The sequence below is a fragment of the Yersinia sp. 1652 StPb PI genome (genome assembly GCF_041538345.1).
GTDB classification, from domain to species: Bacteria; Pseudomonadota; Gammaproteobacteria; order Enterobacterales; family Enterobacteriaceae; genus Yersinia; species Yersinia enterocolitica_E.
In genome coordinates, this window is sequence record NZ_JAULSM010000001.1 from 2368948 (window position 1) to 2385786 (window position 16839).

Below are 16839 nucleotides of genomic sequence, written 5' to 3' on the forward strand. Positions count from 1 at the left end.
TTGTACTGCGGGTTTTGATTCTGGGGGCACCCTATTCTATTGTTTTTCTCGTACTGAGTATTCCCCCATAAATCAATGGGGGAATAGCAGAATGGGTCAAAGGTGATATTACCGCGTTAACTTAATAGATAAATAAAATCAGAGATTGGTTACATCTATATACAGGGCGTTATTGATATTGGTAGAAGAAACCGTTGCTTCACTAAACGCGTACTCTTCCCTATCCCCTTCACGATCTAACGGCAGGTTGACGAAATCAAAAAGGTTACGGTCAGCTAACTGGCTTGGGCTTACGTTTTGTATTGACTTAAATACACTCTCAACCCGGCCCGGATCTTTTTTATCCCATTCGCTTAGCATGGTTTTAATCGCCTGGCGCTGCAAATTCTCCTGCGAACCACACAGGTTACATGGAATTATTGGAAAAGTTTTATACTCAGAATACTTAATCAGGTCTTTCTCGCGGCAATATGCCAGCGGCCTGATAACAATATTACGTCCATCGTCAGAACGTAATTTTGGCGGCATCGCTTTCATGCGTGCACCATGGAAAATATTCAAAAATAGCGTTTCAACAATGTCATCCATATGGTGACCGAGCGCGATTTTTGTAGCGCCAATCTTCTCCGCAAATGAATACAATGTTCCTCTGCGTAGACGAGAACATAGCCCGCAGGTTGTTTTACCTTCAGGTATTTTCTCTTTAACAACCGAATAAGTATCTTTATCCACAATATAATAAGGGATATTAAGGCTTTCAAGATACTCAGGCAGAATATGTTCAGGAAAACCGGGTTGTTTTTGGTCTAAATTTACCGCAATAACATCGAACTTGATCGGCGCAACCTTTTGTAGGCCGAGTAGGATGTCCAACATTGCAAACGAGTCCTTCCCACCACTCATGCATGCCATTACAACGTCATTATCTTCGATCATGTTGTAATCGGTGATAGCATTGCCGACATTTCTCCGAATGCGCTTCTGGAGTTTATTGAACTCAAGGGTTTCTTTTCTTGTATCTTCTTGATTCATAAATACTTATCAGGTCTCTAATAACGTTCAGAGCGACTAATTCCGAGTGAAAAAGTAAAGCGTTATTATACGTAAGTTTATGCATCCATGAAACAGTAGAAATTGCAGCGACCCTGAGCAGGTTGAAAGGAATTAAATATCTGGCTAAAAATGCATAAAAAAAATGCCGATGTTGAGACAACATCGGCATCGTAACAATTATGTGCTATGCAGTAATTCAAAATAAAAGTATTACAAATATGGAGCGCAACGCCCATCGCTTGACGTTGCATTCACCTGCACAGTGATAATGCCTGAGTCATTACCATCAAATCTTGATGTGGCTCAATTTTGCAGTGATTAACCCTATCTCTGGCACACTCTTTTACACGCCTGCCGCTTCATTATTAGAGCCATTTACTGCGCTTTAACCACCAGGCAACACCTAATACCAAAGCCACCAACATCATGCAAAAAGTTGCAAAACCAAAAGAGTCGGTGTTACCGGGGATCCCACCAAGGTTGACCCCAAACAAACCGGTCAAAAAGGTCGTCGGTAAAAAGACCATTGCCAAAAGCGACATGGTATAGGTCCGCCGGTTCATCGCATCAGCCATTAATGAACTAATTTCATCAGACAGCACTGCCGTGCGGGCGATGCTTGAATCTAAATCCTCTAATCCACGGCCCAGACGTTCTGAGATTTCCTGCATTCGACGCCGATCATCATCATTCATCCAGGGCAAACGCTCACTAGCTAATCGAGAGAATACATCGCGCTGTGGTGCCATATAGCGGCGTAACACAATTAGCTGCTTGCGTAATAATGCCATTTGCCCACGCTGGGGGATTTTTTGCTCCAGTAAATCATCTTCAAGATCGATAATTTTGTCGTGTAAGTCTTCGATAAACTCACTGGTATGGTCGGTCAGGCCATCGACAATCTCCACCAGCCAATTACCACTGTCTGTCGGGCCGGTGCCGCTTTGTAAATCATTTAATACATCATCGATGGAGTAAACCTTACGATGGCGAGTTGAGACGATCAATTTATCCGTGATATAGACCCTAATCGTCACTAACTGATCGGGACGGGCATCGGTGTTAAAGTTAATACCACGCAAGGTTATCATTGTGCCATCACCCAGCCGGGTGACCTTAGGACGCACACTCTCCCCCGCCAGGCCATCACGGACCACCTCTGGCAGTAATGGTGTATTTTGCAGCCAGGCTGCACTTTGCGGATAGGTATAATCCAGATGCAACCAGCAAGGCTGCCCCGCGGTGGCGACGGCATCAACACTTATTGACGTCACCCCCCCTTTACCATCGAGTTGATAGGCATAAACCGCATCAGAGACTTGAAGTGCTTTCCCTTCGACTACATCCACAACAACATCCTCTATTTCGGAATTTATCATGCAATTAGCTCAGTGTAGCGCTAGCCACCCGATCTTTAAAGGTGGTGAACCAGGATAGCTCGCCGCAGCCATAACAGAATCGTCTGACACTAACAAAACGCAATGTTAAATGTAGTAAAATAATCTAAACATAAAGTGACCAGATAGATTTAATTATCTCATCACCACTGAGAGCAAATTAAAAAAATAGAAAAAGCCGCCAATTAATACTGGCGGCCTAACTGTCAGAAATACACCGACTTTAGTGTTTGATGATATACATCGTCTGACTGTATGCCACATCCTCAGGGTTAGTGATTGGATAACCTTTCACCCACGGCTTAATTAAACGACCATTGGTAAATTGATATATAGGTGCGATAGGTACTTGCTCGGCAATAATCTGTTCAGCTTTATTATAATCATCACTCAGTGCTTTAGCATTGGTCTGTTTACCCGCTTCATTGAGTAACTTATCATAATCTACACTATTAAATTTGGCGATATTTCCGCTGTGTGTGGATGTCAGCAGTGACAGGAAGGTAGACGGCTCATTATAGTCACCGACCCATGACGCACGAACCACATCAAAATTACCGGTGTTACGGCTGTCAATATATGTCTTCCATTCCTGGTTAATCATTTTGACATCCACACCCAATGTTTTCTTCCACATAGAAGCAATGGCAATGGCTAATTTCTGATTATTATCAGAGGTATTATACAAGAGGGATAATGTTAACGGCTTATCAGGACCATAGCCCGCAGCATGCAGCAATGCTTTGGCTTGTGCGTTCAATTCATCCTGATCTTGCTGCTGCAATAAATTTGCAACCGGATGGTAGCCGGCAGTAACATCAGGCGTAAAGTGATAAGCTGGCTTCTCTCCAGTACCTAATACTTTTTCAGCAATGATTTTACGATCTATCGCATAAGACAATGCTTTACGTACGCGAATATCATTGGTTGGTGCACGTTGCGTATTAAAGGCGTAATAATAGGTTCCTAGCTGATCAGGCGTATAAACCTGGTCAGGAATATCTTTTAGCAACTTCTGATATAAATTTTTCGGAAATGATTCTGTAATATCAATATCACCCGCACGATAACGTTTAGTGGCATTTGCTTCCTGATTAATTGGAATAAACGTTACTTTGGTCAGCACCGTATGCGCATGGTCCCAATAGTGTTCATTTGGTACCAATACCAATTTTTCATTGACGACTCTATCTTGTAATTTAAATGCACCGTTGCCTACCAGATTACCGACTTTGGTCCAATCATTACCATATTGTTCAACAACAGACTGGGGAACCGGGAATAAACTGAAATTTGCTGTCAGACTTGGGAAATAAGGTACCGGTTTACTGAGTTTGACTTTTAAGGTGTGATTATTAATAGCACTCACCCCTAGCGTGTCTGGTGACATTTTCCCTGAAATAATTTGCTGTGCATTCTCCATCCCCGCTAATTCAGCGAACCAGGCAAAAGGAGATAAACTTTTAGGGTCAACTAATCGACGCCAGCTGTAAACAAAGTCCTGTGCAGTGACCGGTGAGCCGTTAGACCATTTAGCGTCTTTACGTAAGGTAAATATATAGGTTTGGTTATCTGTTGTTTGCCAGCTTAATGCCACTCCGGGAATTATTTGGCCCTGAGCATCCTGATTCACTAAGCCTTCAAACAGGTCACGCGCGACCTGAGCCTCGATTAGCCCCACGGCTTTCATCGGATCAAGGGAGGCTGGCTCATCTTTAATATGACGAACGATTTCTTGTTTTTCTGCCAATACGGTACCCGCAGGAACATCAGCAGCATTTGCTGCGCCCAACGCGGTGCCCACTAATGCGGCACACAATGCATAACGGAAATAGCGCATAATCGATAACCTTATCGTTGTTGTCCATGTCAGCGAAAGCAGCCCCTGACTGCTCATAACGTTAACTACTCACAGCGCGTACCAACATATTCTATGCAGGCAATATTCAGCCATGACCTTGGGGTTACTGTGTGTGTAAATTTAACCCATCATTATTTCTGGATCTATTTATTTAAAGTAAATCAAACAGTAAAGCTTCAACATCAACTCAACACGTTGTCGATATAAACTAGCAGATTAAACCCTATACTGACGATGATAAAATATAGCTCACCACGGCAACATCAAAAGTAAACTGCATTCAACAATACAATCAGCGACTGACGTTAGCCTTTATGGTTCTCTGAACCATTGCCATCAGCATCAAAAATAACTTATTGATTCAAAGAAATAATATTAAATGCTATGTTGAAAGTATTATAAATATGTTCAGGATAACAGAGAACATTATGACTCAATATCGACCTCGTTCAGCACGAGGAAATTTGCTCACCTTAGGCCAACACTACGGCCAATCGCTGCTGGGTGCACCGCTGCTTTACTTCCCTGCCCCCACGTCATCTGTTAACACCGGATTGATTATCGCCGGCACCCATGGCGATGAAAGTGCGGCCATTGTTGCCCTTTCCTGCGCGTTACGCACTATTGCCCCGGAACAACAGCACCATCATGTGGTATTAGCAGTGAACCCGGATGGTTGCCAATTAGGGTTACGTGCTAATGCCAATGGTGTTGATCTTAATCGCAATTTCCCGGCAAAAAACTGGCAACCAGGCGAGACGGTTTATCGCTGGAACAGTGCCGCTGATGCACGTGATGTCCGGTTATTGACAGGCGAACACGCAGGTTCAGAACCAGAAACACAAGCTTTATGCGCCTTGATTGAGCAACTTGCTCCCCGCTGGGTCGTCTCATTCCATGAGCCGCTGGCCTGCATTGAAGACCCTGGTAACTCTGTGCTAGGGGCTCGGTTGGCAGCCAATTTCGCATTACCGCTCGTTAACAGTGTCGGTTACGCCACACCGGGGTCATTTGGTAGCTGGTGCGCTGATCGCAATTTGCCGTGTATCACCGCAGAATTACCGCCGATTTCCGCCGATGCAGCCAGTGAATGTTATCTGGCTGCGTTGGTGGATTTACTTACGTTGGCGGATTAAACCGACAAATCAATCGCCCCCGTAGAGAAGTGCAGTCCATCTTCAATGTCCTGTTCCAACCATGTCGGGCCGTCGAGATCAACAAACCGCGCGCCCGGTGCCAGTGGCAAGGCCGCTCGTATGGCGCGGGAAGTACACAACATGCAACCGAGCATAATGGCAAATCCCTGTGATTTTGCCTGCTCGGCTAGCAATAACGCTTCGGTTAACCCGCCACTTTTGTCCAGTTTAATGTTTACCATGTCATAGCGGCCAACCAGTCCGGCTAAATCCGCCCGCGTATGGCAGCTTTCGTCAGCACAAATCGGCAACGGATGAATAAAATTCTGCAAACTATCATCTTCACCGGCCGGTAGCGGCTGTTCCAGCATCGCCACACCTAAATCTGCCAGTAACTGGCAACGGGCAACCAGCCCTTCGGTTTGCCAGGATTCATTGGCATCCACGATTAAGGTCACTTCTGGCGCAGCACTGCGGATCGCCACTAAACGCTCAGCAATAAGATGGTCATCAAGTTTTATTTTCAACAATCTGGCGCCAAGATGTGCCAATGCACTGGCACTGTACGCCATCGCTTCTGGCGTGCCGATACTGACTGTTTGAGCCATTGAAATATGGGGAATAGCCGTTGTCTGGCTCATGTGCCACAAACTTTGTCGGTTCTGTAAACATTCCAACTGCCACAGTGCACAATCTACCGCATTCCTGGCCGCCCCTGCGGGTAATAGCTGCTGTAAAGCCTGCCGTGAAATGCCACCTTCTATGGCATTCACAACCAAAGCTAGCTGTGCCATGACCGATGATTCACTTTCACCATAATGTGGATATGGCGTACATTCGCCGCAAGCCAGGATGCCGTCCTCTTCAATCTCGACGACCACCACTTTGGCTTCTGTACGGCTACCACGGGAAATAACAAACGCAGAATGTAAAGGCCATGCCTCAGGGTAGAAACGCATTGTTCTCAATTATGGCTCCTTGGCAGAATTCGGGCTTGAGTATCAGACGTTAGAACCTAACGTAAGCAAAATCTCAATTATTTAGCAAATTTCTCATATCCAAGCCGCCATTGTTACCTTAAACTGAACTTCGTGTTACACATCTGTAAAAGGGATCAAATAATGACACAGACCGTACATTTTCAAGGCAATCCAGTGACTGTTGCAGGTCAACTGCCACAAGCTGGCGATAAAGCAAAAGACTTTACTTTGGTTGCGAAAGATTTATCTGATGTTGCCCTGAGCAGCTTCATTGGCAAACGTAAAGTCCTGAATATCTTCCCAAGTATTGATACCGGCGTTTGTGCGGCATCGGTACGTAAATTCAATCAATTGGCTGGCGAACTTGAGAACACTGTCGTTCTTTGTATCTCCTCTGACCTGCCATTTGCTCAATCACGCTTTTGCGGTGCTGAAGGCCTGAGCAACGTAACGACCTTATCAACGCTGCGTGGCGCCGATTTCAAACAAGCTTATGGTGTGGCCATTACCGAAGGCCCATTGGCTGGTTTGACTGCGCGTGCTGTGGTGGTTTTGGATGGGCAAGATAACGTTATCTACAGCGAACTGGTTAACGAAATCACCACTGAACCAAACTATGATGCCGCGCTGGCAGCACTGAAATAACTGGTTAACTTCGGTTTAACTAAACCGGAGCATTAACTCAAAACGGCTGGCCCATCTGGGTACAGCCGTTTTTTATTACAATCCGTTTTTAATACTATCCATTTATAGCAACACATTACTCTGTTGCTTACTCCTCTTCGCTGTCATCACTGACTGGCCGCTTACTGCTTAAACCATATTCGCGCAACTTGTTGGCAATCGCGGTATGCGAGACGCCAAGGCGCTTGGCCAATTTACGTGTACTGGGATAATTACGGTAAAGACGGGTCAGCACTGAGCGTTCAAAGCGTTTGCTGATGTCATCAAGCGAACCATCAAGCACTTCGTCCCCCAGTACGGCTTCAACTTCAAACTCCGGCAAGATAATGTCCTGGGGCCGCAGTTCGAAACCGTCCAATTGGGTCAGGGCGCGATAAATGGCATTTTTCAACTGCCGCACATTGCCGGGCCAACCATAATTAGTCAGAAAACTGCTCAGTTCAGGAGCCAACTTCGGCCGTGGCACGCCTTGTTCGTCCGAAAAGCGGGCAACGAACAATTCGGTCAGTGGCATGATATCAGCCTGACGCTCACGCAATGGTGGCAAGGTGATAGTCAGCACATTAAGGCGATAATAGAGATCTTCACGAAACTCACCACGCTGAACCAACTCCACCAGGTTCTTTTGCGTGGCGCAAATAACCCGAACATCAACATGCACTTCATGTTCTTCCCCGACACGGCGGAAGGTACCATCGTTTAGGAATCGCAACAGTTTGATTTGCATGCGTGGCGACATTTCGCCGATTTCATCCAGTAGCACCGAGCCACCATTCGCCTGCTCAAAGAAGCCTTTTTTACCTTCGATGGCATTCGGGTAAGCCCCGGCTGCATAGCCGAATAGCTCGCTTTCTACCACATCGTCCGGCATTGAAGCACAATTAAGGCCAAGGAAAGGCATTTTCCCGCGCGGGCTACGCAAGTGACAGGCGTGAGCCAAGAGATCTTTACCGGTACCGGTATCACCAACCAATAGCAAGGGGGCATCCAGCATCGCCAACTTACGGGCTTGCTCAAGCACTTGGCGCATCTTAACGCTGGTGGCAACAATCTGTTTAAATTCAGTATCATCGTTAACTGATAAGATTTGTAACTGTTTACCCATGCGCGCCGTGGATTTTAACATCACCACTGCACCCACTGTTTGGTTCTGCTGATGCTCGTCTTCAAGCTCGATGGGAGTTATCTCCATCAGGTAATCCTGATTGTTGATCAACACCCGTTCGGTATGAGGCGCGGTCTCCCCCCCTTCAAACCAACGAGCAAAGTTATATCCCCCGAGTAGACTGCCGGCAGTTTTGTGGCGAATACGCTCCTCATGAAGGGAGAAAAGCTCACGGGCCGCAGGGTTCGCTAACTCAAGATTACCTCTTAAATCAATGGAGAATACCGGTTCTGGCATCGATTCAAGTAACGCTCGCAGCGAGCGGTGTTCACGTTCTGATGGCATAAAGGAGACGGTTCGAACGTCTGTTACCCCCTCGATACGTCGAATATCCATCATTAAGGCACTGAATACACTGAAATCCAGTTGAGAAAAGTTCAGGTAAATACGCCCTATCGGATCAATTTCGATCCCCCGTAAATCAATGCTGCGTAAAACCAAGAGATCAAGTAACTCTCTGGTGAGACCGAGTCGGTCTTCACAAAAAACTTCCAAGCGCATCAGTATCGACCTTATATAGTGCAGGTGCGGAGTCTCTGCTTATGATAATACCCTGTCCCCCCTTGCTGATGAAGCAGTCTGTCAGCAAAAGTTGACAGGAATCGGGTTTTTGCTGATTTTTTTCCCGACCAATGCTAGCAAGGTAAGATTTTCAGCGCCTGCGCGCCATACATCTAGCGAGTTATTAGTTTTTATAAGAATAATTCAGAATAATATAATGCCTGACTGTATCAGTCCCTTCGTCAAGGTGAGGTGACACTTTGCATTCCATCGGCCAACTGGCTATAGTAGAGGTAGCCATATGACCGAGGAGGTTACATGAGAGCTTATCAGCCTACCCCCACAGCCAAGGCAGGGGCGCTCTGGCGTGAAATTGGTTTGCCGGCCAGTCGTGGCACGGTATTGGTGGATAGCATCAAATTGGGTTTTTCTGTCGATGTCATCGACAGCATCCATCTCTGGGCGTCCATACCTAAATCTGAAGTATTGCGTGCTACCGGTATTCCCAGCCGTAGTCTAACCCGTAGACGCACCCATGATGGCCGTTTTACCCCGGAAGAGAGCGAGCGAATTGCGCGTTTCGTGCGAGTAATGGATGCCGCCGTTGATCTATTTGGTGGTGATAAAGGCAAAGCCATCGTCTGGATGTCGACGCCAATTAAGGGGCTTGGGCATCGCAGCCCTGACTCACTGCTGGAGACCGAAACCGGCGCGCTAGAAATCTGTGATTTAATTGGCCGGCTGGAACACGGTGTATTTTCATAGCTGAGTGCCAGGAAGGATAAAAGTTCTATAGGGAAGATGACATGGATAAGTTCACAATTACTGGCAACCCGACGGGGCAATACTTATGATGCTCTATCGCATTGTGATGCGCCGTTATCTTGCTTCAACCTGGACCGGCTATGGCGCTGAAATCTATGGCGGCCGCTGGAATCATAAAGGCCACGCTGCCATCTATTTAGCCAGTAGTGTGTCACTGGCAATGCTGGAAACACTGGTGCATATTCAAGACAGCTCAACACTCAGTGAGTTTGAATTATTTCAAATTGAGATTGATGATAGCAATATCATGCTGTTACAGCCACAGGATTGGCCCATTGACTGGCGTAACGACCCCGCACCTGCCGCTACGATGGATATCGGCACCGAGTGGTTGGCATCAGAATCATCAATTGGATTACTGGTCCCGTCCACACTGGTGCCATCAGAACACAATATGCTGGTCAACCCACGCCACAAAGATTTTCAGGCCTGTTTGAGTACCGCCAAAACACTCTCCTTCGCCTTCGATCCGCGATTGAAATAGCCAACTGACTACGGTTTAGCTTTGTCTTTTTTCGGCAGCGTATTTTTCAATTGGCTAATCAACTGGCGGCGAAAATCTCCCAGTTTAGGTTTATCACCATCCAGCCACGGCAACGGGCGACATAGCTCCATCGCTTTGATACCCAGTCGGGCGGTCAGTAGCCCCGCCCCGATCCCTTGCGCCGCACGAGCCGATAAACGAGCGGCCAAATCCTGTGACAACCAATCCATACCCACTTCTCGTACCAATTCGGAAGCCCCGGCAAAGGCAATGTTCAGTAACACTAAGCGGAATAACCGAATTCGGCTGAAATATCCCAATTCGATACCATACAGAGCGGCAATACGATTAATCAGACGAATATTACGCCAGGCGATAAAGGCCATATCCACCAACGCCAGAGGACTGACCGCAATCATTAATGCTGATTCAGCAGCGTAGCGGCTAATTTCTGCCCGTGCCTGATTATCCAGTGCTGGCTGTACCAGTTTGGCATATAACTCAACCACTTCTCGATCGTTATGAGTCTCATGCAGTGACGCCTGCCAACGTTGCAGTGCCGGATGCCCTTGCTCCAATCCGGCCTGACGCGCCAGTTTTTCACAAAAGGCGCGCCCTTGCCCGATACCGTGACTCACCAAAAGTTCGCGTGCGACATCGCGCTCTTGTGCCCGCTGGCGTAAACGGTATAGACGCCGCCACTCGGTCAACACCGAACCGACCCCAGCTACCACAATCAGCCCACCGGCAGTCGTTGCCCCCAGTGCTATCCAATCCTGTTGCTGCCAAGCCTGATTAACCCATTGCACTGACTGGGCAATCACACTGACACCAAAGAGTGCCAGTCCGGCCGTCACCATTTTGCGCCACAGACTGCGTTTGGGTTTCAGCGCAGCATTCACCAACCCTTCCACCCGCCCTTCTTCATCTTCAGCGTCTAGTTCAGGTGCCGCAGGGTAGAAGTTCTGCGCGGTTTGTTGATCAAAAGCCTGTGCTGCTTTTAATACTGGCTCATCAAGAGGCTGCAAAGGCTGTTCAAAATCTATCCGTGGTTTCAACGGCTCACTCATCGCAACTTATCTCCCAATAAGAACTCCATCACTGCATCCAGCCGAATATGGGGCAATGGGCTATCAACATTCACCGCTTGTGGGCGAAATTCATCAAAATGAAAACCCTGTTGCTGCCAGAATGCCGGACCAGGCAAACGCGCCGGGACATCCCCCGGGAATACCGTCAGCGGTACACCATCCAGCAGGCGATGGCCACGCAATGCAGGGATTTTTTGCCCCTGATGTTCGACTATGCCACTTTCTGTCGCCTGTACCGATGCTAGCCCAACACAATCCATACTGATCCCTTCGAAAGCAGCATTTTGCCAGGCTTCCTGCACCAATTGCTGGAGTAACGATACCAGATTCGCGTGTTGATCCGCCGTCACGTGATCCGCTTTAGTCGCCGCAAACATCAGCTTATCGATACACGGCGAGAATAAGCGACGGAATAATGTTCGTTTTCCGTAATGGAAACTCTGCATTAATTGGGTCAGAGCCAGGCGCATATCGTTAAATGCCTGCGGCCCGCTGTTCAAGGGTTGCAAACAATCCACCAGCACAATTTGTCGATCAAATCGGACAAAATGCTCTTTATAAAAACCTTTCACCACCGAGTTGCAGTAATAGCTAAAACGGGTGCGTAACATACCCAAATTGGAATGTTTATCCGCCTGCGCCAGCCGTGATTCACTCAGTTCATTCACTTCCGGCCACGGGAAAAACTGTAGTGCAGGCGCACCAGCCATATCACCAGGCAGGACAAACCGCCCGGGTTGAATGAAATGCAGGCCTTCATTCTTGCAGCGAATAAGATAATCGGTATAAGCCTGTGCAATGGCCGCTAGCTGGTTTTCGTCTGCCGGTGCTAACGGATCACACTGCTGACACAATGTTAGCCAAGGTTTGGCCCACTGTGCGCGATCCCCTTGTAGTAGGCCCGCCATCTGGCGGGACCAGCTTAAATAGTCCTGTTCCAACATAGGCAGGTCCAGTAACCATTCACCGGGATAATCGACAATCTCCAAATAAAGTGTCGATGTCTCTTTAAAGTGGCGCAAAAGCGAATCACCAGAACGAAAGCGCAATGCTAAGCGAATTTCACTGACGCCACGGGTTGGAGTTGGCCAGTTTGGCGGTGTGCCATATAAAGACGCCAATCCTTCATCATAGGTAAAACGTTGAATACCCAAATCACGCTGCGGCACCCGTTTTACACCCAGTAGCCGCTCTTCGCGCACAGCCGAAAACAGCGGCAAACGTGCACCGCTGTGGACATGAAGTAATTGATTCACTAACGAAGTAATAAAGGCAGTTTTCCCGCTGCGGCTCAAGCCGGTTACTGCTAAGCGGAGATGGCGATCCATCCCACGATTAACCAAAGACGTAATCTCATTTTGCAGTCGTTTCATGCTTCTCCTTGGCAAATTGGCCAGCAGCTGCCTGCATTGCGCGTTTTAACATTGGCTCTAGCAGCATCAGCAGCAACCAACGCAGGGGCTTGCGGCTCACACTCTTTACTATCAAGCCAGCCGCACTGGCCGGGCCATAGGCCAATGCAACAGTAAAGATAATTTTAACCAGTGACGTTAATACTACACCTGCACGTGAACGGGCGGGATTATTGTTCATCTTTTGCCCTCCGGCAGGCTATATGGATAGGTAAGTAACATCTATGGGCAACATTCCCGGCTGCAATAATTGGTAACACTACAACTGGCGAAAACGGCTCTGGACACCAAAAGTCTCAGAGGTGACATAGCGCTCTACCTGGCGCAAACGCTGCTCCCCGGCGCCCAACTCAAACTCTAGTTGATCCAGAAGCTGACGAGGCGTTGCTTCATGCTGCCCATTAAAACTGGCTGCGGGGACCGGTTCCAGTATAAAAGTCAGTACGATATAGGCCGCGATAGTGAAAACAAACAAACCAAAGAACAGGGATAACACCACCATCACCCGAATCAATCGTACTGGAATATCAAAATAGTGGGCCAGACCAGCACACACCCCTTTGATCATCCCCTCTTCTGGCACCCGGTACAGTTTTTTGCCACTTAACATATTATTTTTAAAAACATCGCCCATTATGACTGCCTCCAGTTCGGATGTTGCGCATCAAGAATTTCTTCTAATGTTTGAATCCGTTCCCGCATCCGGCGAGCATCATCAGTTAACTGTGATAGGCGCTGCATATCCTGATGACTAAGCTGAGCGCCACTTTGCTGGCGATTGCTGTAATGCAGCCATAACCAAATAGGTGCGACAAACAGCACAAAAATGGTCAGTGGTATGGCAAGAAACAGGATACTCATTCGTTCCCCTTAATCATCTGGCGGGTATCCGCATTTTAATTATGGCAGGCCGCTTTATTGCTTACGGCCCGCTCGATATATTTTCGCCACTAAAGCGATAAAACAGAGCAAAAGATAGGGCTTACGCAAATGGATCAAGACCATTACTCAGCCGAATTCATTTTCGCTTTCAGGGCGGCCAACTGGTTACTGATTTCATCATCTGCTTTCAGTTCAGCAAACTGGCTTTCCAGCGACTTTTGTTTGCCGACCCCCACAGTTTCAGCCTCAGCTTCCATATGGTCAATACGCCGCTCGAATTGCTCAAAACGTGCCATAGCTTCGTCGAGTTTCCCACTATCGAGCTGGCGGCGCACATCGCGAGATGACGCAGCAGCCTGATGGCGCAGGGTCAGCGCCTGTTGTCTGGCGCGGGTTTCAGTTAGCTTACTTTCCAACTCGCTAATTTCATGCTTCATGCGGCTCAGTGTTTCTTCCACTGTAGCCACTTCACGGGTCAGTGTATCAATCAGTGCAATAACTTTTTGTTTTTCAATCAGTGCTGCGCGGGCTAAATCTTCTTTATCTTTACGCAGTGCCAGCTCGGCTTTCTCCTGCCACTCTTGCTGCTGACTTGCGCTGTGATCGATGCGGCGCAACAACTGTTTTTTCTCAGCTAATGCGCGGGCAGATGTTGAACGAATTTCGACGAGTGTATCTTCCATTTCCTGAATCATCAGGCGTACTAATTTTTGTGGATCTTCCGCTTTATCCAGCAATGTATTGATGTTGGCATTCACGATATCGGCAAAGCGTGAAAAAATACCCATAATGTATGTCCTCTTTGACTTAATGGCTTTCTGAAATAGCGGCGTCTGGTTGCATCCATTCGCCTAACTCTTGTGGAATAACTATTATCAAGAGTCGTGCCAACTTTTCATGAGTTTTAATAAGTTGAAAAATAACAAAAAAACATTTTCTGCTTAAATTAAGATAGAATGTAAAGTGAGTGTTTTAACCAACTATTGGCGAATTTCATCATGAGCGAGCAATTAGAAAACCTGTTAGGCGAAGCAAACTCTTTTGTTGAAGTGCTGGAGCAAGTTTCCGGGCTGGCAAAGCTGAATAAGCCGGTATTGGTGATTGGTGAGCGAGGTACCGGTAAAGAGCTGATTGCTCATCGGTTGCATTATTTATCAAACCGTTGGCAGGGGCCGTTCATTTCACTTAACTGTGCCGCGTTGAATGAAAACTTACTCGATTCAGAATTGTTTGGTCATGAAGCGGGAGCGTTTACCGGTGCTCAGAAGCGCCATTTAGGGCGTTTTGAACGCGCGGATGGGGGTACCCTCTTTTTGGATGAACTGGCAACAGCCCCCATGCTAGTACAGGAAAAGTTACTGCGCGTGATTGAGTATGGTCATCTGGAGCGCGTTGGCGGCAGTCAGCCACTACAAGTGGATGTACGATTGGTTTGTGCTACTAATGACAATTTGCCCGCGTTAGCGCAGGCGGGCAAGTTCCGCGCCGACCTGCTGGACCGGCTCGCCTTTGATGTGGTGCAACTACCGCCGCTACGTGAACGCCAGCAAGATATCATGTTACTCGCTGAACACTTTGCCATCCAGATGTGCCGAGAGTTAGGTTTACCACTGTTTCCGGGCTTCACCTCTGCGGCAAAAGCGCAATTACTGCAATACCGTTGGCCGGGGAATGTCCGTGAGTTAAAGAATGTGGTTGAGCGCTCAGTCTATCGCCATGGCAGCAGTAGTCAGCCATTGGATAATATTATTATCAATCCTTTTGCTGTGCGCCCGAACACTGATAATCAGCTTTCCAATTATAGCGAAGCTACCACTGACGAATTATCCCTCCTACCGGCGTTACCCATCGATCTTAAACTGTGGTTGTATAACAGTGAACATCAGATGCTCAAATTAGCCTTAGAGCAAGCACGTTTTAATCAACGACGAGCGGCAGACTTATTAGGATTAACCTATCATCAATTACGTGGCATGCTAAAAAAGCATGCCATATTAACAAATGACAATGATCAGGAATAGTCGCCCTATTCAGGCCCGATCAGGTTTATGTAAATATACAGACCTGATCGGTATTTAATTAACACCTTCTAATCCTCGCAAGTATTTATCCTTTACACAAGCATTCACTGGCATGCCAATTAAATAAGCGGCTTGCGCAAAATTTGATAAGCCCAGAGAAGAGTTGCCATTAATTCTATCCTCGGCAATAGTGCCATACCACCCGTCCTCTATTTTCACGCCAATAGCATTAAAAGTACTATTTGTTGATTCCGACGGACGCCACATTATGCTGGTATTGTAACCTTGTATTGACTTGTTATATATCATGGTACCGCCATCTTTTTCACACTGTTTTTTCATTTCAGTTTCTGGGAATGCAGCACCATGAAATAAGATAAAAAACAACAGCATTAATTTAATATGTAATCTCATTATAGATATCCCATATTCAAAGAAGGACAACAAATTTAAACATTCCCTTTGTTTTGATATTATTCAAAACCAGAGTCCGTTTAAACTCAGAGTGTTCCATGTCCAGACCAAAGCAGGCACTGATCATCGGTCTAATACCCGACCTCATCATCCAAATACGCGCTAGCCTTAAGGTCGGTCTGGTAAAGTAAGCGCTGTCATACGGTTGATTATTCGCACTAGAACGCGTTTGTCTAAAACGCGGGTTAAGTAATGGTCCATTAGTGTGGACACTTCCCCGAAATAGATAATATTGCGTTACTGTAGATATTTGAGCAGGTTCTATTCTTCGGTGCGCCATCCATTCAGATAAATGAGCGGTATAACGAATAACCCGCAGAATCTCACCATGAAGATCAATCCCATGGCGTAATAATAAGTAATCCAGTGTTTGTTCAGCGCTATATATACTGGTTGTCGCCCTAATCTGATAAATATTTACTTGAAAATTGCTCTCTCCGCGTTCTTCCATATGCCGTAAAATACGTTCAGCATATTCGTAAGCAAATCGTCTATTTGATGTTGTGGAAATAAATGCACTATCGCCATAATCACTTTCAGCACTACGGCAACTTCTGCCACTCAGATGCTCAATAATATCATCATTAGTGCCAGATGAATAAAAACCGTTGTTGAATATCTCGCCATAATCTCGTGTATCAACACGCCAAAGGATATCCGGTGGTTTAGCCCATCCATTGATATTAATCACACTAAAAATTAAAAGTGAAATTATCACGCTGAATTTTATCATAATAGCCTCAGCAATATATACAGATGTAATGTATTATTAATTCATCCATGCATGACTATAGCAATTGGCCTATTGATGTTATAGCTCAAAAAATCTGGTCACATAAATGATAAATATAACTTAAAATGAAACGTTTAATC

At 46.6% G+C, this 16839-nt stretch carries 18 protein-coding genes; 5 read left to right on the plus strand and 13 right to left on the minus strand.

Features of this window, described 5'->3' with window-relative positions:
- Nucleotides 1-138 precede the first annotated feature (138 nt).
- From ttcA to Q2T71_RS10880, 3 genes are all read right to left on the minus strand, one after another.
- Nucleotides 139-1032, minus strand: coding sequence for a tRNA 2-thiocytidine(32) synthetase TtcA (ttcA, locus tag Q2T71_RS10870; protein ID WP_372559085.1), 894 nt, complete (start codon nucleotides 1030-1032; stop codon nucleotides 139-141).
- Between the two features lie 386 nt (nucleotides 1033-1418).
- Nucleotides 1419-2402 (minus strand): zinc transporter ZntB, encoded by a 984-nt coding sequence (gene zntB, locus Q2T71_RS10875; protein WP_372559086.1) that lies wholly within the window; start codon nucleotides 2400-2402, stop codon nucleotides 1419-1421.
- 271 nt (nucleotides 2403-2673) lie between these two features.
- Nucleotides 2674-4290, minus strand: a complete 1617-nt coding sequence (locus Q2T71_RS10880) for an ABC transporter substrate-binding protein (protein WP_083158778.1) — start codon at nucleotides 4288-4290, stop codon at nucleotides 2674-2676.
- A 449-nt stretch (nucleotides 4291-4739) separates the two neighbouring features.
- Here Q2T71_RS10880 and mpaA point away from each other — a divergent pair, with 449 nt between their 5' ends.
- Nucleotides 4740-5447: a murein tripeptide amidase MpaA gene (gene mpaA, locus Q2T71_RS10885; RefSeq protein WP_372559087.1), complete on the plus strand. Its 708-nt coding sequence runs from the start codon at nucleotides 4740-4742 to the stop codon at nucleotides 5445-5447.
- Here the strand turns inward: mpaA and ycjG are convergent.
- Nucleotides 5444-6415 carry an L-Ala-D/L-Glu epimerase gene (ycjG, locus tag Q2T71_RS10890; RefSeq protein WP_372559088.1) on the minus strand — a complete coding sequence of 324 codons (972 nt, stop codon included), beginning with the start codon at nucleotides 6413-6415 and terminating at the stop codon, nucleotides 5444-5446. The genes mpaA and ycjG overlap by 4 nt on opposite strands.
- 153 nt (nucleotides 6416-6568) lie before the next feature.
- On the opposite strand from ycjG, the gene tpx reads away from it, so the two are divergent.
- Nucleotides 6569-7072: a thiol peroxidase gene (tpx, locus tag Q2T71_RS10895; protein WP_083158775.1), complete on the plus strand. Its 504-nt coding sequence runs from the start codon at nucleotides 6569-6571 to the stop codon at nucleotides 7070-7072.
- A gap of 127 nt (nucleotides 7073-7199) precedes the next feature.
- Here the strand turns inward: tpx and tyrR are convergent, their stop codons facing one another.
- Nucleotides 7200-8777, minus strand: a complete 1578-nt coding sequence (tyrR, locus tag Q2T71_RS10900) for a transcriptional regulator TyrR (protein ID WP_372559089.1) — start codon at nucleotides 8775-8777, stop codon at nucleotides 7200-7202.
- Between the two features lie 318 nt (nucleotides 8778-9095).
- Between tyrR and Q2T71_RS10905 the strand changes: the two genes are divergently transcribed.
- Nucleotides 9096-9542, plus strand: coding sequence for a DUF2384 domain-containing protein (locus Q2T71_RS10905; protein ID WP_372559090.1), 447 nt, complete (start codon nucleotides 9096-9098; stop codon nucleotides 9540-9542).
- Nucleotides 9543-9627: 85 nt separating this feature from the next.
- Nucleotides 9628-10086: an RES family NAD+ phosphorylase gene (locus tag Q2T71_RS10910; RefSeq protein WP_372559091.1), complete on the plus strand. Its 459-nt coding sequence runs from the start codon at nucleotides 9628-9630 to the stop codon at nucleotides 10084-10086.
- A gap of 8 nt (nucleotides 10087-10094) precedes the next feature.
- On the opposite strand, the gene Q2T71_RS10915 is transcribed toward Q2T71_RS10910, so the two are convergent.
- The 6 genes from Q2T71_RS10915 to pspA form a co-directional block, all read right to left on the minus strand.
- Entirely contained in the window at nucleotides 10095-11156 is a 1062-nt protein-coding gene (locus Q2T71_RS10915) for a TIGR01620 family protein (RefSeq protein ID WP_372559092.1), read from the minus strand.
- Nucleotides 11153-12550: a YcjX family protein gene (locus tag Q2T71_RS10920; RefSeq protein ID WP_083158770.1), complete on the minus strand. Its 1398-nt coding sequence runs from the start codon at nucleotides 12548-12550 to the stop codon at nucleotides 11153-11155. Before Q2T71_RS10920 ends, Q2T71_RS10915 begins: the two co-directional genes overlap by 4 nt.
- Entirely contained in the window at nucleotides 12531-12770 is a 240-nt protein-coding gene (gene pspD / locus Q2T71_RS10925; RefSeq protein ID WP_083158769.1) for a phage shock protein PspD, read from the minus strand. Before pspD ends, Q2T71_RS10920 begins: the two co-directional genes overlap by 20 nt.
- 78 nt (nucleotides 12771-12848) lie before the next feature.
- Nucleotides 12849-13223 carry an envelope stress response membrane protein PspC gene (gene pspC, locus Q2T71_RS10930; RefSeq protein ID WP_193784654.1) on the minus strand — a complete coding sequence of 125 codons (375 nt, stop codon included), beginning with the start codon at nucleotides 13221-13223 and terminating at the stop codon, nucleotides 12849-12851.
- Nucleotides 13223-13450, minus strand: a complete 228-nt coding sequence (gene pspB, locus Q2T71_RS10935) for an envelope stress response membrane protein PspB (protein ID WP_032906081.1) — start codon at nucleotides 13448-13450, stop codon at nucleotides 13223-13225. The genes pspC and pspB overlap by 1 nt, the downstream gene beginning before the upstream one ends.
- Nucleotides 13451-13593: 143 nt before the next feature.
- A complete protein-coding gene (pspA, locus tag Q2T71_RS10940; protein ID WP_372559093.1) occupies nucleotides 13594-14259 on the minus strand; it encodes a phage shock protein PspA in 666 nt (221 codons plus the stop codon).
- A gap of 210 nt (nucleotides 14260-14469) precedes the next feature.
- Between pspA and pspF the strand changes: the two genes are divergently transcribed.
- Nucleotides 14470-15492 (plus strand): phage shock protein operon transcriptional activator, encoded by a 1023-nt coding sequence (gene pspF, locus Q2T71_RS10945; RefSeq protein WP_372559094.1) that lies wholly within the window; start codon nucleotides 14470-14472, stop codon nucleotides 15490-15492.
- A 54-nt stretch (nucleotides 15493-15546) separates the two neighbouring features.
- Here pspF and ytxB read toward each other — a convergent pair whose 3' ends face one another.
- Together ytxB and ytxA are read right to left on the minus strand one after the other, a co-directional pair.
- On the minus strand, nucleotides 15547-15885 hold the full coding sequence (ytxB, locus tag Q2T71_RS10950) for a putative AB5 enterotoxin binding subunit YtxB (protein WP_372559907.1): 339 nt from the start codon (nucleotides 15883-15885) through the stop codon (nucleotides 15547-15549).
- Nucleotides 15886-15922: 37 nt separating this feature from the next.
- Complete coding sequence (ytxA, locus tag Q2T71_RS10955) at nucleotides 15923-16699, minus strand: putative AB5 enterotoxin ADP-ribosylating subunit YtxA (protein WP_372559095.1); 777 nt, start codon at nucleotides 16697-16699, stop codon at nucleotides 15923-15925.
- Between the last annotated feature and the right edge of the window lie 140 nt (nucleotides 16700-16839).

Excerpts from the sequence above, each read along its gene's own strand:
- pspC (WP_193784654.1), bottom strand. The coding sequence starts at position 13,223 with ATGGGCGATGTTTTTAAAAATAATATGTTAAGTGGCAAAAAACTGTAC.
- pspB (WP_032906081.1), bottom strand. The coding sequence starts at position 13,450 with ATGAGTATCCTGTTTCTTGCCATACCACTGACCATTTTTGTGCTGTTT.
- ytxA (WP_372559095.1), bottom strand. The coding sequence starts at position 16,699 with ATGATAAAATTCAGCGTGATAATTTCACTTTTAATTTTTAGTGTGATT.
- tpx (WP_083158775.1), top strand. The coding sequence starts at position 6,569 with ATGACACAGACCGTACATTTTCAAGGCAATCCAGTGACTGTTGCAGGT.
- pspA (WP_372559093.1), bottom strand. The coding sequence starts at position 14,259 with ATGGGTATTTTTTCACGCTTTGCCGATATCGTGAATGCCAACATCAAT.
- mpaA (WP_372559087.1), top strand. The coding sequence starts at position 4,740 with ATGACTCAATATCGACCTCGTTCAGCACGAGGAAATTTGCTCACCTTA.
- pspD (WP_083158769.1), bottom strand. The coding sequence starts at position 12,770 with ATGAACAATAATCCCGCCCGTTCACGTGCAGGTGTAGTATTAACGTCA.
- Q2T71_RS10920 (WP_083158770.1), bottom strand. The coding sequence starts at position 12,550 with ATGAAACGACTGCAAAATGAGATTACGTCTTTGGTTAATCGTGGGATG.
- Q2T71_RS10880 (WP_083158778.1), bottom strand. The coding sequence starts at position 4,290 with ATGCGCTATTTCCGTTATGCATTGTGTGCCGCATTAGTGGGCACCGCG.
- ytxB (WP_372559907.1), bottom strand. The coding sequence starts at position 15,885 with ATGCTGTTGTTTTTTATCTTATTTCATGGTGCTGCATTCCCAGAAACT.
- Q2T71_RS10910 (WP_372559091.1), top strand. The coding sequence starts at position 9,628 with ATGATGCTCTATCGCATTGTGATGCGCCGTTATCTTGCTTCAACCTGG.
- pspF (WP_372559094.1), top strand. The coding sequence starts at position 14,470 with ATGAGCGAGCAATTAGAAAACCTGTTAGGCGAAGCAAACTCTTTTGTT.
- ttcA (WP_372559085.1), bottom strand. The coding sequence starts at position 1,032 with ATGAATCAAGAAGATACAAGAAAAGAAACCCTTGAGTTCAATAAACTC.
- Q2T71_RS10915 (WP_372559092.1), bottom strand. The coding sequence starts at position 11,156 with ATGAGTGAGCCGTTGAAACCACGGATAGATTTTGAACAGCCTTTGCAG.
- Q2T71_RS10905 (WP_372559090.1), top strand. The coding sequence starts at position 9,096 with ATGAGAGCTTATCAGCCTACCCCCACAGCCAAGGCAGGGGCGCTCTGG.
- tyrR (WP_372559089.1), bottom strand. The coding sequence starts at position 8,777 with ATGCGCTTGGAAGTTTTTTGTGAAGACCGACTCGGTCTCACCAGAGAG.